This is a genomic window from Streptococcus oralis (genome assembly GCF_024399415.1).
GTDB lineage: Bacteria > Bacillota > Bacilli > Lactobacillales > Streptococcaceae > Streptococcus > Streptococcus oralis_CS.
Window position 1 is genome coordinate 1543979 of record NZ_CP029257.1, and the last position, 14790, is coordinate 1558768.

At 44.4% G+C, this 14790-nt stretch carries 12 protein-coding genes; 2 read left to right on the forward strand and 10 right to left on the reverse strand.

The window, feature by feature from the left end; genetic code table 11:
- Positions 1-157: 157 nt before the first annotated feature.
- Complete coding sequence (scrK, locus tag DG474_RS07510; RefSeq protein ID WP_255777937.1) at positions 158-1045, reverse strand: fructokinase ScrK; 888 nt, start codon at positions 1043-1045, stop codon at positions 158-160.
- A 158-nt stretch (positions 1046-1203) separates the two neighbouring features.
- On the reverse strand, positions 1204-3090 hold the full coding sequence (locus DG474_RS07515; RefSeq protein ID WP_255777940.1) for a sucrose-specific PTS transporter subunit IIBC: 1887 nt from the start codon (positions 3088-3090) through the stop codon (positions 1204-1206).
- A gap of 381 nt (positions 3091-3471) precedes the next feature.
- On the opposite strand from DG474_RS07515, the gene DG474_RS07520 reads away from it, so the two are divergent.
- Both DG474_RS07520 and DG474_RS07525 read left to right on the forward strand, forming a co-directional pair.
- Positions 3472-4926: a sucrose-6-phosphate hydrolase gene (locus tag DG474_RS07520; protein WP_255777945.1), complete on the forward strand. Its 1455-nt coding sequence runs from the start codon at positions 3472-3474 to the stop codon at positions 4924-4926.
- Positions 4907-5872, forward strand: a complete 966-nt coding sequence (locus tag DG474_RS07525; protein ID WP_255777946.1) for a LacI family DNA-binding transcriptional regulator — start codon at positions 4907-4909, stop codon at positions 5870-5872. The genes DG474_RS07520 and DG474_RS07525 overlap by 20 nt, the downstream gene beginning before the upstream one ends.
- Positions 5873-6022: 150 nt before the next feature.
- On the opposite strand, the gene DG474_RS07530 is transcribed toward DG474_RS07525, so the two are convergent.
- The 8 genes from DG474_RS07530 to fmt form a co-directional block, all read right to left on the reverse strand.
- Positions 6023-7297: a hydroxymethylglutaryl-CoA reductase, degradative gene (locus tag DG474_RS07530; RefSeq protein ID WP_255777952.1), complete on the reverse strand. Its 1275-nt coding sequence runs from the start codon at positions 7295-7297 to the stop codon at positions 6023-6025.
- A complete protein-coding gene (locus DG474_RS07535; RefSeq protein WP_255778968.1) occupies positions 7297-8469 on the reverse strand; it encodes a hydroxymethylglutaryl-CoA synthase in 1173 nt (390 codons plus the stop codon). The genes DG474_RS07530 and DG474_RS07535 overlap by 1 nt, the downstream gene beginning before the upstream one ends.
- A gap of 118 nt (positions 8470-8587) precedes the next feature.
- A complete protein-coding gene (locus tag DG474_RS07540) occupies positions 8588-9043 on the reverse strand; it encodes a threonine/serine exporter family protein (RefSeq protein ID WP_000176902.1) in 456 nt (151 codons plus the stop codon).
- 1 nt (position 9044) lies between these two features.
- The gene (locus DG474_RS07545; RefSeq protein ID WP_255777955.1) at positions 9045-9803 is read right to left on the reverse strand and encodes a threonine/serine exporter family protein; all 759 of its coding nucleotides are present in this window, start codon (positions 9801-9803) and stop codon (positions 9045-9047) included.
- An 86-nt stretch (positions 9804-9889) separates the two neighbouring features.
- Positions 9890-11791: a Stk1 family PASTA domain-containing Ser/Thr kinase gene (gene pknB, locus DG474_RS07550; RefSeq protein WP_070683772.1), complete on the reverse strand. Its 1902-nt coding sequence runs from the start codon at positions 11789-11791 to the stop codon at positions 9890-9892.
- On the reverse strand, positions 11788-12528 hold the full coding sequence (locus DG474_RS07555) for a Stp1/IreP family PP2C-type Ser/Thr phosphatase (protein ID WP_000401527.1): 741 nt from the start codon (positions 12526-12528) through the stop codon (positions 11788-11790). Before DG474_RS07555 ends, pknB begins: the two co-directional genes overlap by 4 nt.
- A 15-nt stretch (positions 12529-12543) precedes the next feature.
- Positions 12544-13857 carry a 16S rRNA (cytosine(967)-C(5))-methyltransferase RsmB gene (gene rsmB, locus DG474_RS07560; protein WP_255777959.1) on the reverse strand — a complete coding sequence of 438 codons (1314 nt, stop codon included), beginning with the start codon at positions 13855-13857 and terminating at the stop codon, positions 12544-12546.
- On the reverse strand, positions 13850-14785 hold the full coding sequence (fmt, locus tag DG474_RS07565; protein ID WP_255777960.1) for a methionyl-tRNA formyltransferase: 936 nt from the start codon (positions 14783-14785) through the stop codon (positions 13850-13852). The genes rsmB and fmt overlap by 8 nt, the downstream gene beginning before the upstream one ends.
- Between the last annotated feature and the right edge of the window lie 5 nt (positions 14786-14790).

Below are 14790 nucleotides of genomic sequence, written 5' to 3' on the forward strand. Positions count from 1 at the left end.
GGTTTCAGGTGTTCGGAAACTTTGAGACATTAGGCTCAAAGTTAAGGTATGGAATTTCGAAGAAAGTCGCTACCGTCCGTCATCACTTAAGGAAAGGCTCAAAAACATTGTCTTCAATCTAAACATCCGCTTGGTTGCCCAAACGGATGCTCTTTTTTTATTTTGCGACACTTTTGGCGAGGACAAAGTTTCCAAGTGTTGCGGAGCCATTTCCTGCGACTGCTGGAGTTACGATGTAGTCACGCACGTCTGGCACTGGTAGATAGCCGTTGAGCAGAGCTGTGAATTTCTCACGTACACGTTCCAGCATGTGTTGTTGGGCCATGACTCCACCACCAAAGACGATGACATCTGGTCGGAAAGTCACTGTAGCATTGACCGCAGCCTGAGCGATGTAGTAGGCTTGAACATCCCAGACAGAACTGTTGAGTTCGATGTTTTCACCACGAATACCTGTACGGGCTTCGAGACTTGGACCAGCCGCAAAGCCTTCCAAACAGCCTTTGTGGAATGGACAAACACCGTTGAATTCTTTTTCTACATCCATTGGGTGTTTGGCTACATAGTAGTGACCCATCTCAGGGTGACCGACACCACCGATAAACTCACCGCGTTGGATAACACCTGCACCGATCCCTGTACCGATCGTGTAGTATACCAAGTTTTCGATACGGCCACCTGCATTGTTGCGAGCAACCACTTCACCATAGGCAGAGCTATTTACGTCCGTTGTGAAATACATAGGTACGTTGAGGGCGCGACGTAGGGCACCAAGTAGGTCTACATTTGCCCAGTGAGGTTTTGGAGTCGTTGTGATAAAACCATAGGTTTTTGAGTTTTTATCGATATCAATAGGACCAAAGGAACCGATGGCAAGACCTGCAAGATTATCGAATTTTGAAAAGAATTCGATGGTTTTATCGATGGTCTCGATAGGAGTTGTTGTAGGAAACTGTGTTTTTTCTACAACGTTAAAATTTTCATCTCCGACAGCACAGACAAACTTTGTACCGCCCGCTTCTAAGCTTCCATATAATTTTGTCATGATAAACCTCTTATCTTTGTTTTCTCTATTATAGCACATTTTAAAGGGCTAGATTTCTCAATATTTTAGATTTTCCTCTGTAAATCTTACCATCCAAGTAAAAACGAACAAACATAATATTTGTTCGTTTTGTTTTTAGATTTGATTTTCGAAGAGGACTAGGCTTTCACTTCGATGATAGCGTCACCCTTGACAACTGAACCGCTTGCGACTGGTGTCACAGAAGCGTAGTCTGCTGTGTTGGTTACGATAACCATTGTTGTGTCGTCAAGACCTGCAGCGGCGATTTTGTTTGAGTCAAAGGTTCCGAGAACATCACCAGCTTTGACCTTGTCGCCTTGAGCAACTTTTTGTTCAAAGCCTTCACCGTTCATAGTCACCGTATCAATACCAACATGGATCAAGATTTCAGCTCCATTAGCTGTCTTCAAACCGTAAGCATGTCCTGTGGCAAAAGCAATCGATACTTCCGCATCAGCTGGTGCATAAACCACACCTTGGCTTGGTTTTACTGCGATACCTTGTCCCATTGCACCACTTGAAAAGACTGGATCATCAACATTCTCAAGGGCAACTACGTCCCCAACGATTGGAGTTTGGATTGTTTCATTTTGAGGAGCTACTGGAATGTTACCAGTTGTTTCTTCTTGAACCAAGCGTTCTGTCGCCACTTCACTAGCAACTTCTTCTTCGTCCTCGTAACCAAACATGTAGGTAAGGGCAAAACCAAGAACAAATGATACAGCTACCATAAGAAGGTATTGGAACAATTGACCATTCCCAACGTAAAGCATAGTACCAGGGATGATGGTGATACCATTACCAGTACCAGCAAGTCCAAGGATAGAAGCCAATCCACCACCGATAGCACCAGCGATCAATGAAAGGAAGAATGGTTTACGGAAGCGCAAGTTTACCCCGAAGATAGCTGGTTCTGTAATACCGAGGAAGGCAGAAAGAGCAGCTGGGAAAGCAAGTGTTTTCAGTTTAGGATTTTTAGTTTTAACACCAACGGCAACTGTCGCAGCCCCTTGAGCTGTCATTGCTGCAGTGATGATAGCGTTGAATGGGTTGACATGGTCAGCAGCAAGCAACTGAACTTCAAGCAAGTTGAAGATGTGGTGCACACCTGATACGACAATCAATTGGTGAACCCCACCGATGACCAAACCACCGAGACCAAATGGCAAACCAAGAATCGCTTTTGTTCCGAGAAGGATGTAGTTTTCAACAACGTGGAAGACTGGTCCGATGACAAAGAGTCCAAGGATAGACATAACCAAAAGTGTCACGAATGGTGTCACCAAGAGATCCAAGACATCTGGAACCACTTTTCGGAGAGCTTTTTCAAACTTGGCTCCGACCACCCCGATGATGAAGGCCGGAAGAACAGAACCTTGCAAACCAACAACAGGAATGAAGCCAAAGAAGTTCATAGCTGTTACTTCACCACCTGATGCTACTGCCCAAGCGTTTGGAAGCGAACCAGAAACCAGCATCATACCAAGGACGATACCAACGGCTGGATTTCCACCGAATACGCGGAAGGTTGACCATACAACTAAACCTGGTAAGATGATGAAGGCTGTATCTGTGAGGATTTGGCTGTAAATGGTAACATCTTCTGGAAGTGTGATTCCAAGAGCGTTCAAGAGACCACGAAGACCCATGAAGAGACCTGTCGCTACGATAACTGGAATGATTGGTACAAAGACGTCACCGAAAGTACGGATAGCACGTTGGAACCAGTTTCCTTGTTTAGCAGCTTCTGCTTTCATGTCTTCTTTAGAAGAGGTTGGCAAACCAAGTGCAACCACTTCGTCGTACATCTTGTTTACTGTACCAGTCCCAAAGATGATTTGGTATTGGCCTGAGTTAAAGAAAGCTCCTTGAACTTTATCCAAGTTCTCAATCACTTCCTTATTGATTTTCCCTTCATCTTTGACCATGACACGTAGACGAGTCGCACAGTGAGCTACACTGTTGACATTTTCACGTCCACCAAGGGCTTCGATGACCTTTTTTGCAATATCCTGATTGTTCATTTGCAAAAATCTCCTTATATAAAATTTTGTAAAGTGTTTGAAAGCGATTTTATCCGCCCTACGACTATTATTTTATCATGTTTCTAAAATATGTCAAGCGTTTTGCAGAAATTTTTATTCCCTTTCTTTTTCCTCTGATTATTTTTGCTCGTTTTTGAGGGAAATTCTCTTTTTCCTCAAAAAAATATCTTTAAACTTGAGGAATAAAGGTTTTTATTTACATTTTCTTTCATTTTTTCGTGAAAATTTGTTAGATTTCCTTTACTTGATTTATGGCAACCGTTTGACATATTTTTCTCTTTTTTAACATAAAAGGCTTGCTTTTTTTGCCGAAAACGTTTACTATTAATAATAGAATAGAACTTATGGAGGAAAGATAAAATGGAATGGACAACTGAGCGCCGTTATAGACGCTATGAAGACTGGTCTAATGATGAAATCAAGCAAATCAAGGAAAAGATGGCACAATCTCCATGGCATACTCATTACCATGTCGAGCCTAAAATGGGGCTTCTCAATGACCCAAATGGCTTTTCCTATTTTGATGGTAAATGGATTCTCTTTTACCAAAACTTCCCCTTTGGTGCAGCTCATGGTTTGAAATCTTGGGTGCAGCTTGAAAGTGATGATTTAGTGCACTTTACAGAAACTGGAGTCAAAGTTTTGCCTGATACTCCATTAGATAGCCACGGGGCCTACTCTGGATCTGCCATGCAGTTTGGCGATCAGTTGTTCCTATTCTATACTGGAAATGTCCGTGATGAAAACTGGATTCGTCACCCTTACCAGGTTGGTGCTCTTTTGGGAAAAGATGGCAAGATCTCGAAGATTGACAAGGTCTTGATTGACCAGCCAGCAGACTCTACCGACCACTTCCGCGACCCACAAATTTTCAACTTTAAGGGGCAATATTATGCTATCGTGGGTGGACAGGACTTGGAGAAAAAAGGCTTTGTTCGTCTCTACAAGGCTATAGATAATGATTACACCAACTGGCAAGCAGTTGGTGACCTAGACTTTGCCAACGACCGTACTGCCTATATGATGGAATGTCCAAATCTGGTCTTTATCGGTGAACAACCTGTACTTCTCTACTGCCCGCAAGGATTGGATAAGAGTGTTCTAGACTATGATAATATCTATCCAAACATGTACAAAATCGGGGCTTCTTTTGATCCTGAAAATGCTAAAATGGTAGATGTCTCTCCATTGCAAAATCTAGACTATGGTTTCGAAGCCTATGCAACGCAAGCCTTCAACGCTCCAGATGGACGTGCATTGTCTGTCAGCTGGCTTGGGCTACCAGATGTAGCCTACCCATCTGATCGTTTTGACCACCAAGGGACCTTCTCCTTGGTCAAAGAACTCACTATCAAAGATGGCAAACTCTACCAATATCCTGTCTCAGCCGTCAAAGAACTTCGTTCTTCTGAAGAGGTCTTCTCAAATCGTACTCAAACCAATAACACCTATGAACTGGAGCTCAACTTGGAGGCCAATAGCCAAAGCGAGATTGTCTTGCTCGCTGATAAAGAAGGCAAGGGGCTTTCAATCAACTTTGACCTTGTCAATGGACAGGTGACAGTGGATCGTAGTCAGGCTGGTGAACAGTATGCTCAAGAATTTGGTACGACTCGTTCTTGCCCTATTCATAACCAAGCTACTACTGCCACTATCTTCATCGACAAGTCGGTCTTTGAAATTTTCATCAATAAAGGAGAAAAAGTATTTTCTGGTCGTGTCTTCCCACATGCGGACCAAAATGGTATCCTCATCAAGTCTGGAAACCCAACTGGAACTTACTATGAATTAGATTATGGTCGCAAAACTAACTGATGTCGCAAAACTTGCTGGTGTCAGCCCTACTACCGTTTCTCGGGTTATCAATAAAAAAGGTTATCTGTCTGAAAAAACCATTCTCAAGGTCAATGAAGCCATGAGAGAATTGGGCTATAAGCCCAACAATTTAGCTCGTAGCCTCCAAGGAAAATCAGCTAAGTTGATTGGCTTAATTTTCCCAAATATTTCCAATGTTTTCTATGCAGAATTGATTGATAAGTTGGAACACCAACTCTTTAAAAATGGATACAAGACCATCATCTGTAACAGCGAGCACGACTCTAAGAAGGAACGGGAGTACATCGAAATGCTAGAGGCCAATCAGGTCGACGGTATCATTTCTGGTAGTCATAACTTGGGAATTGAAGACTACAATCGTGTAACAGCGCCAATCATTTCCTTTGACCGAAACTTGTCTCCAGACATTCCTGTTGTCTCCTCTGACAACTACGGTGGCGGGGTTCTCGCTGCCCAAACCTTGGTCAAGACAGGTGCCCAGTCTATTATCATGATTACAGGGAATGACAATTCCAATTCGCCTACTGGACTGCGTCATGCTGGTTTTGCCTCTGTACTCCCAAAAGCGCCTATTATCAATGTTTCGAGTGACTTTTCTCCCGTCAGAAAGGAAATGGAAATCAAGAATATCTTGACTCATCAGAAACCAGATGCTATCTTTGCTTCAGATGATCTGACAGCCATCTTGGTTATCAAAATAGCTCAGGAACTGGGAATCTCTGTTCCTGAAGAGCTCAAAGTCATCGGCTATGATGGGACCTACTTTATCGAGAACTACTACCCTCACCTGACAACGATTAAGCAACCTATGAAAGAGATTGCCCACCTCACTGTCGATCTTCTCTTACAGAAGATTGAAGGCAAAGAGGTCGCGACAACCGGTTACTTTTTACCAGTCACCCTATTACCAGGAAAAAGTATTTAATACTCTTCGAAAATCTCTTCAAACCACGTCAGCTTCCATCTGCAACCTCAAAACAGTGTTTTGAGCAGCCTGCAGCTAGCTTCCTAGTTTGCTTTTTGATTTTCATTGACTATAAACACAAGAAAACTCAGACTGATTCGTCTGAGTTTTTTATGATCTTAAGTTTTCGAGATAGCGCTGGGCTGTCTCTAAGTTAAAGGTTTTATCTGCGATGAGGCGCTCAACAAGGGGAGCAACCTCTGTCTCACTAGCACCAGCTAGGAGAGCTAAGGATTTGGCTTGCAATTTCATGTGACCTTGCTGGATGCCCGTACTGACCAAGGCTTTGAGGGCCGCAAAGTTTTGGGCAAGACCGATAGACACGACAATCTGGGCCAATTCCTTGGCAGAAGGATTCCCTAGTAGTTCATGACTGAGGGCTACACGAGGGTTGAGACCGATAGAGCCGCCCTTGGTCGCTACCGGCATGGGCAGGGTCATCTCACCGACCAATTCTTCTCTTTCCATGTCCAGCGTCCATTGACTAAGACCTTGATAGCGTCCATCTCGACTGGCAAAGGCATGGGCACCAGCTTCGATGGCACGCCAGTCATTACCAGTAGCAATCAAAATGGCATCGATACCGTTAAAAATCCCTTTATTATGAGTAGCTGCTCGGTAAGGATCAGCCTGCGCAAACTGACTAGCCAAGGATATTTTCTCCGCAATTTCTCGTCCTTGGTCCCTTTGGGGACTCAAGTAGCGAAAGGCAATACGACAGCTTGCTGTCACCAGAGAATCGGTCGCGTAGTTGGACAAAATTCCCATAAGACTCTGTCCTTGACTGAGTTCTTCTAAGACTGGTTTCAAAGCTTCCAGCATGGTGTTGAGAATATTGGCTCCCATGGCTTCCTGAGTATCGACATGGAGATAAACAACGAGAAAGTCTGTTTCTCCTTTGATCTGCTCTACATGCAAATCACTCGCTCCGCCACCACGTTTGACGATAGAAGGATAGGCTTGATTGGCAAGTTCCAAGAGTTCGGCTTTCTTGCTGGCAATCTTCTCTTGCGCTTGTTCAGGATCAGCAACTTGATAAAGGGCTACCTGACCAATCATCTGGCGCTGATGAACCTGAGCATTAAAGCCACCTGACCGTTTGATGATTTTACTAGCATAGCTGGCCGCAGCAACCACAGACGGTTCTTCTGTCACATAGGGAACTGTGTAGTCCTGACCGTTCACCAAAAGCTCTGGAATGATGGAATAAGGCAGAGAAAAAGTTCCTACCACATTCTCACTCAGCTGGTCTGCAACTGCCAAGCTGACTTGTTCATCCTGCTCCAGACTGGTTTGCTTTTCAGGACTAAGGAGCGCCTGAGCTTTCAGTAACTCAAGGCGCTCATGGTATGATTTTTTAGAAAATCCATTCCAACTTATCTTCATTATTTTTCAACCTTGCTATATCGGCGTTGGTGGTCGACAATTTCAACCAAGGCATAGTCTTGATGTTCATAGCCTGCAAATTGGGCTGAGCCAGACTCATCCAACTGCACCTCTTCGAAGAAGACTTTTTCATAGTCTACAACAGACAATGCTGTACGTTGTTTGAGTTTACTCAAGCGATCCTTATCAAGGTAAGTTTCATAACCTTCGACCAATTCGCCACTAAAGAACTCTGAAACCGCGCCACTTCCGTAACTGTAGAGGGCAATTTTATCTCCAGCCTTCAAAGTCTCTGCATTTTCCAAAAGGGAGAGAAGGCCGAGGAAGAGGGAACCTGTATAGATATTCCCAATCATCTGACTGTAGAGAATGGACTTATCAAAGTTTTCTTGCAAACTATCCTGTTTTTCTTTAGACAAAGTTTTGTCTATCATCTTGCGCAAACCTTTTAGGGCTAACTTAGGATAAGGCAAGTGGAAGCAGATAGCCGCAAAGTCATCCATAGTCCAATCATAGCGTTTCTTATATTCATCCCAAGTCGTTGTCAGGCAATCAAGATACTGTTGGGTCGAGTACATGCCGTTTACATAAGGAGTGCTTGAGTAGTTCGGACGCCAGAAATCCATGATGTCACGCGTTTGAGCAACGTTATCATTGTTAAAGGCCATGATGCGCGGATTTTGGGTGATCAACATCGCCACACTTCCAGCACCCTGAGTTGGTTCGCCCGGAGTTCCCACACCATACTTGGCAATATCACTGGCAATGACCAAAACCTTAGACTCTGGAGAATTTTCTACATGCAACTTGGCATAATGAAGGGCAGCTGTCGCTCCATAGCAGGCTTCTTTGATTTCAAAGCTACGGGCGAAAGGCTGAATGCCTAATAGACCATGAACAAAGACTGCCGCTGCCTTACTCTGGTCAATCCCTGACTCAGTCGCCACGATGACCATATCGATTTCTTCTTTTTCTTTGTCTGTTAGAATAGAGTTGCTTGCACTAGCTGCCAAGGTAACAATGTCCTCAGTCAGTGGCGCAATACTAATTTCATTTAACAAGAGTCCCTTGCTAAATTTTTCGGGGTCAACTCCCCTCGCTTCTGCTAAGTCTTGTAATTTCAAGACATATTGACTGGTCGCAAAACCAATCTTATCAATACCGATTGTCATATTTACCTCTGTTTTTTCATTCATTGTAAAAAATCGTTTCATTCTATTTTATCACAAATAGGAACAAAAGAGAGAAAAAAGACTTGATTCAACAAATCAAGTCTTTGCTTTGACTGCATTAGGAAGAGATTCCTCGTTGTTTGCGGATGTAGTAATAAAGCTTTAGAATTACCGTTCCACTTGCCATTCCAATAGAAATAACAAGGGCTAACATAACCACCAAAGTCGCGCTGGCAATAGCATGGCTGTAATCGCCTGTCACAAAGAAGGCTGTCGTCCGATAGGATAAATAACCTGGCACCAAGGGGGCAAGAATAGCCAAGACAAAAACCACCGCTGGTGTCTTATAGACAATACTTAAAATCTGACTGATGCAAGAGCCAATTACTGCTGCGATAAAGGTCGCGATAATAACATTGGTTGGCTCTTTGAGGACGAGATAGAGGAGCCAAACGCCCATTCCCAAAATACCACCAGGTAGAAGCATGGAGCGTTGAACATTCAGTACGATTAAAAAGGTGATAATAGCGAGTAAACTCGCCACTGCTTGGAGCAAAATACTTGTTAGAGTCATCTTATGTCATCAAAACCAGGGCGACTGAAGTGCCGGCCCCTAAAGCGAGGGTAATGAGCAGAGATTCAAACATCTTGCTCATACCAGAGTTGATATGGTTGGTCATGATATCCCGTACCGCATTTGTCAGAGCAATCCCTGGAACAAAGGGCATGACCGCTCCTGCTATAATCAGGTCTGCTGTCGAAGGAAATCCTGTATAGCGGGCCCAGAACTGGGCGATCAATCCGAAAACAAAGGCACCCGCAAAGGCCGTTACAAAAGGAATGCGGACAAACTTCTCGACGTAGAGAGAGAAGGCAAATCCAAATAAAGTCGCAATAGCCGCACCAAAAGCGTCATAAACATTGCCCCCAAACATAATCGAGAAGAAAGGGGCACTGAGGGTCGCTGCTACAGTCACTTGGAACTTGGTATAAGGAAGGGGTTGATTGCCGATTTCTTTCAGCTTTTTAAAGGCTGTCGAGAGATCAATCTGCCCGCCCACAAGCTCCCGTGATACTTGGTTTACATCGCAAACTTTTTCAATGTTATAAGAGGATGAGGTCACCCGTTTCATCCGAGAAATATTGGTATTTTCAATAGAGAAGAAAATAGCTGCGGGCATGGCAAGAACATTGCAATCCATTATTCCTTGCGAATGGGCAATACGGATCATCGTATCCTCAACCCGATGAATCTCTGATCCACTTTTCAGGAGAATGGTTCCTGCTAGCATAATCACATCAATGACGGCATTCAACTCTCTCGATTCGTCCATTTTCTCCTCCTTTTTCTACTCCCTATATTTTATCACAAAATCTTGTGAAAAAAAATCTTTGTCATGAAATCATGACAAAGATTCGTCTAATCTCGAGAACTCTCGTGAGTTCCTTCACTATTGGATGAACTGCTAGAAGGAGTATTCCCTTGTTGATTTCCTTGTTGGTTCCCCTGGTTTGGACTTGTAGGAGAACCTTGGTTCCCACGTTGGGCAGGATTAGAGGATGAAGTTGATGGTGGTGTTTTTGGTTTGTAGATGGAAAGTTTGATACGCGTACTTGCAAGATCAACCTGTTCTCCTGCTCTTGGCGTTTGACTGACAACAGTTCCTTCTGCCGTTCCTTCAGGAGCAGTCGATACTTCAACAACCTCAATATTTGCTTCCTTCACACCGACAATCTGAGTCAAGTTATTCTTTGTAAACTCGAGACTTGAACCGATGTAGTTCGGCATGCTGACACTAGTCACCTTCTTAGCTACTGTTAAGGTAATCGTAGTGGCTTTTGAGAGATCATAGGTCGAACCCGAAGCAGGGGTCTGTCTGAGGACGATTCCAGGTTCGCTTTCATTGGATTCTTCCTCTTCCATCTTGATTAGATTTTCAGGAACCTTCTTCTCCTTGAGTTCAGCTACAACTTCCGTATACTTACGTCCGACATAATTGCTCAATTGGAAGGATTGCTTACCAGAAGAAACAATCAAATTGACCTTGGTTCCTTCTTTTCGGCCGCTACCAGCTTCTGGATCCGTTCGAATAACTCGTCCTTCTGCTACTGTATCGCTGGCCTCTGACTTTTCTTCACCGGCTTCAAACTTGGATTTTTTAAGAGCTTCCTTAGCCTCTGCAACAGTTTGTCCGGCTACGTCAGGAATAGGAATCGTTGCTGGTGTTCTTGACAAAATCCAGACCAAAGAGGCTGCAACCAATAGAAGACTGGCCAAAAGAATCATATAGCGAGCCTTAAACTTCCGTTTCTTGGCAGGCTTTGGCGCTGGAGCTGGCTCTGCGACTGGTTGAGTTGATTTCTTTGGTTGAGGGCGTTCTTCTTGCGCCGGAGCTTTAGGAATCGATGTCAGTGTACTTTGTGGAACTTTAGGTAAAGTCTTAGTGTCTGCCTTACTCGCATCGTCAAAGACCAATTTCGGTTCATTCCGACGATTATAAGACAAGCTAGTTGACAAGTCCACATACATTTCTGAAACAGACTGATAACGATCTGACAGCTTCTTAGCAGTTGCCTTGATGACAACATTTTCTAAAGCCTGAGGGACAGATGGATTTTCAGCTATGACGGACGGAAGTGGCTTCTGGAAATGCTGGAGAGCAATCGTAACTGCACTATCCCCATCGTAAGGAATATGACCAGTCAGCATTTCATAGAAGATAATCCCCATTGCATAGATATCACTCTGGAAGGTCGCTTTAGATCCACGTGCTTGCTCAGGTGACAAATAATGAACAGAGCCTAACATTGAGTTGGTCTGGGTCAGACTAGTCTCCGCAAAGGCTACAGCAATCCCAAAGTCCGTGACCTTAGCTGTGCCGTCAGGTGTCAAGAGGATATTTTGAGGTTTCAAATCCCGGTGAACAATTCCTCGAGTATGGGCTAAGCGCATGGCCAAGAGGATTTGCCCCATGATCCGAACTGCTTCTTCATTTGAAAGAGGATAGTGTTCTTTGATATAACGCTTGAGGTCAAGGCCTGCTACGTATTCCATAGCTAGGTACTGTTGACCATCTTCCTCACCAATATCTGTTATCCGAACGATATGAGGATGGTCCAGATCCGCCATGGCTCTCGCTTCACGCTGGAAACGTGCCACAGCAATCGGGTCCGTCTGGTAGTTGGTCCTCAGGACCTTCACTGCAACTTCTTCCCCGTCTAGGATCAAATCCTTGGCCAAGTATACATCTGCCATGCCTCCTCGACCAATCTGCTTGACAATCCGATACCGCCCGGCAAAAATCTTGCCGATTTGGATCATTCTGCTGCCTCCTCGTTCATGTAAACAAGGGCAACCGTAATGTTGTCTAAACCTCCTGCATTGTTAGCGAAGCGAATGAGGGTTGCCGCCTTGTCTGCTAGGGAAATATCGCTGGTTACGATATCATAAATCTCGCTTGCCGAAATCATATTGGTCAAACCATCACTATTGAGCAAGAGATAATCTCCTGACTCCAGTGTAATCATCCCAAAATCTGGCTGGATTTCATCTTTTTGTCCGATAGACTGGGTGATGATATTCTTTTGAGGGTGAGTTTCTGCTTCTTCTGGAGTCAATTGACCAGCCTTGAGCAATTCATTAACCAAGGAATGGTCACTCGTCAACTGGTGGTATTCTTCTCCACGAATCAAACCGATACGAGAATCTCCAATATGAGCATAGATGGCTTGGTTGTCAATAAACGCAACAGCTTCTAGCGTTGTTCCCATACCTCTGTAGGCTTCGTCCTGACCTAGTTGATGAATTTTTTGATTTTCAATCTCCAGGTAGTGGGCAAACCACTCACGAACTTCATTGACTGAGTCAATTTGGGTATCCACCCAAGCCACACCAAGGTCTGTTACCGCCATCTCACTAGCGATATTTCCTGCACGGTGCCCTCCCATCCCGTCAGCCAAGATGATCATAGTGCGTCCTGCTCGGTTGACAAAGTGATTGACATAGTCCTGATTATTTGTCCGTTTCTGACCAACATCTGTTAATAATGCTATTTCCATTGTGTCAGTTCCTTCCTATTCTGATATCTTGCGAAATTGGCTGATAAAGAATCCATCACTTCCATACAATTCAGGAGTGATCAGGATGCAGCCATCTTTCAGGATATCCTTGCATTCGTGTTCTAGTTTAACCTGCTCGAACTCGGGATGACTTTCTAAAAACGCCTCAACGACTTGAAAGTTCTCCTCAGAGACAATAGTACAGGTACTATAAGTTATTATACCACCTTTTCGTAGCGTTTGACAAACACTACCTAATATTTCCAGCTGAATTTCCTGTAAGGACGTGAAATCTGCCGTTTCTTTATTGTATTTGATGTCTGGTTTGCGGCGTAAAAGTCCAATTCCAGAACAGGGAGCATCTACTAAAATCTTATCAAAAGAGTCCCGACCGAAAAACTCATGCACTTTTCTGGCATCCAATTTTTGCGTTTGCACTTGATCTGCTACTCCTAAACGCTCCGCATTTTCTTGGATCAAGTCCAACTTATGATCATAAAGATCCAAAGCCGTCACCTTACCGGATGTGAGGTAAGAGGCCATATGGGCTGTTTTCCCACCCGGAGCAGCACAGGCATCCAGGACCTGTTCATGGCCTTGTAGATCAAGAGTCGGAGCAACCAGTTGACTGGACTCGTCTTGGATGGTTATAGCCCCTTCTGCGAACAAATCATGTCCTGCAAAGTGGCCTTGCTCCTTGACCAGACCAGTGGCCGCCAAAGGGGAATCGGTCGCTTCTAACAAAGCTTTGATTTCCTCTTTTCGGCTCAAATCAGCTACACGGATACTGGCTTTGTTGCGCACCAAGAGACTTTTAAAGATGGCTTGTGCTCGCTCTTCACCGTATTCTTCCTTGAGTTTAGACACGAGCCAAACTGGGAGAGAATAAGCAATGGAATCACGCTTGTTTTTGCGTTTGATACTGTCAATGTCTGGCCAGCCTTCTCGCAAGATACGACGAAGGACGGCGTTGACTAATTTCTCACTGCCTTTTTTACGGGCTTTTGCTAGCTCTACCGCTTCATTGACTACAGCGTGACTAGGAATCTTATCCAGATACCGAAGTTGGTAGGCGCTCAGGAGGAGCAGAATATAGAGCCAGTTATCTAGCTTATCTCGGTCTTCGATAAAGTGGGACAGGTACCATTCCAGAGTGAGTTTTCGGGCTACCGTTCCGTAAACAATCTCTGTCACCAAGCCCTTGTCTGCTGCTGAGAGTTGACTCCCTTTGAGGTGTTTATTTAAAGCAATATTGGAGTATGCTTGATTGACAAAAACATCCTCTAACACTGCTAGAGCTAGATTTCTAGCCGTTTCTACTTTAGTCACCAAATCGTTCTCCTACAGTCAGTGTCCGTCCAACTCCGTTGAGGAAGGAAGCAATGTCCATCTTGGGCTTCCCAGCTGGCTGCACTTGCTTGAGAGATAGAGCTCCTTCAGCCGCTGCAACGATTAATTGTTTCTTGCCAATAGAGAGGATCTCACCTGGAGCTCCCTGACCTTCTACTGGCAGGGCTTCATAAATCTTAAAGCGATCGCCTTTAAGGAAAGTGTGGGCAACAGGCCATGGATTCATCCCTCTGATTTGGTTAAAGAGTTGACGGTTAGTCTTATTCCAGTCCAACTTTTCTTCCTCTGGCTTGATATTTGGCGAGAAAGTGACCTGGCTTTGGTCCTGAGGCACAGGCTTAATCTCCCCAGCAATATAGGCAGGCAGGGTGTCCAAAAGCAAGTCACGACCAACAATGGCTAATTTCTCAAACAAGGTGCCGACATTGTCCTCATCAGTGATAGGAATACTGCGACGAGAAATCATATCTCCTGCATCCATTTCCTTAACCATCTCCATAATGGTCACACCAGCTTCTTCATCCCCTTGAATCAAGGCATAATGAATGGGTGCACCACCACGGTGTTTTGGAAGGAGGGAAGCGTGAACATTGACCGCAAAATCCATGCTATCAAGGAGTTTACTTGGGAGAAATTGTCCAAAAGCAGCGGTCACAATCCCATCCGCTCCTAGCTTCATAATGGCTTCCATCTCTGGACTTCCAGATAATTTTTCAGGCTGGTAGATAGGAAGGCCTGCTTCTTTGGCAGCCTGCTTGACTGGGGTTTCTTGGATGACTTTTTTACGTCCGACAGCGCGGTCTGGCTGGGTCACAACAGCTAGAATCTCGTAACTATCATCTGTCAAAAGTCCTTTTAAGACTGTCGCTGAAAAGTCGGGTGTCCCCATAAAGATTAGTTTTGTCATTTCTT

Excerpts from the sequence above, each read along its gene's own strand:
- scrK (WP_255777937.1), bottom strand. The coding sequence starts at position 1,045 with ATGACAAAATTATATGGAAGCTTAGAAGCGGGCGGTACAAAGTTTGTC.
- DG474_RS07515 (WP_255777940.1), bottom strand. The coding sequence starts at position 3,090 with ATGAACAATCAGGATATTGCAAAAAAGGTCATCGAAGCCCTTGGTGGA.
- DG474_RS07520 (WP_255777945.1), top strand. The coding sequence starts at position 3,472 with ATGGAATGGACAACTGAGCGCCGTTATAGACGCTATGAAGACTGGTCT.
- DG474_RS07525 (WP_255777946.1), top strand. The coding sequence starts at position 4,907 with ATGGTCGCAAAACTAACTGATGTCGCAAAACTTGCTGGTGTCAGCCCT.
- DG474_RS07530 (WP_255777952.1), bottom strand. The coding sequence starts at position 7,297 with ATGAAGATAAGTTGGAATGGATTTTCTAAAAAATCATACCATGAGCGC.
- DG474_RS07535 (WP_255778968.1), bottom strand. The coding sequence starts at position 8,469 with ATGACAATCGGTATTGATAAGATTGGTTTTGCGACCAGTCAATATGTC.
- DG474_RS07540 (WP_000176902.1), bottom strand. The coding sequence starts at position 9,043 with ATGACTCTAACAAGTATTTTGCTCCAAGCAGTGGCGAGTTTACTCGCT.
- DG474_RS07545 (WP_255777955.1), bottom strand. The coding sequence starts at position 9,803 with ATGGACGAATCGAGAGAGTTGAATGCCGTCATTGATGTGATTATGCTA.
- pknB (WP_070683772.1), bottom strand. The coding sequence starts at position 11,791 with ATGATCCAAATCGGCAAGATTTTTGCCGGGCGGTATCGGATTGTCAAG.
- DG474_RS07555 (WP_000401527.1), bottom strand. The coding sequence starts at position 12,528 with ATGGAAATAGCATTATTAACAGATGTTGGTCAGAAACGGACAAATAAT.
- fmt (WP_255777960.1), bottom strand. The coding sequence starts at position 14,785 with ATGACAAAACTAATCTTTATGGGGACACCCGACTTTTCAGCGACAGTC.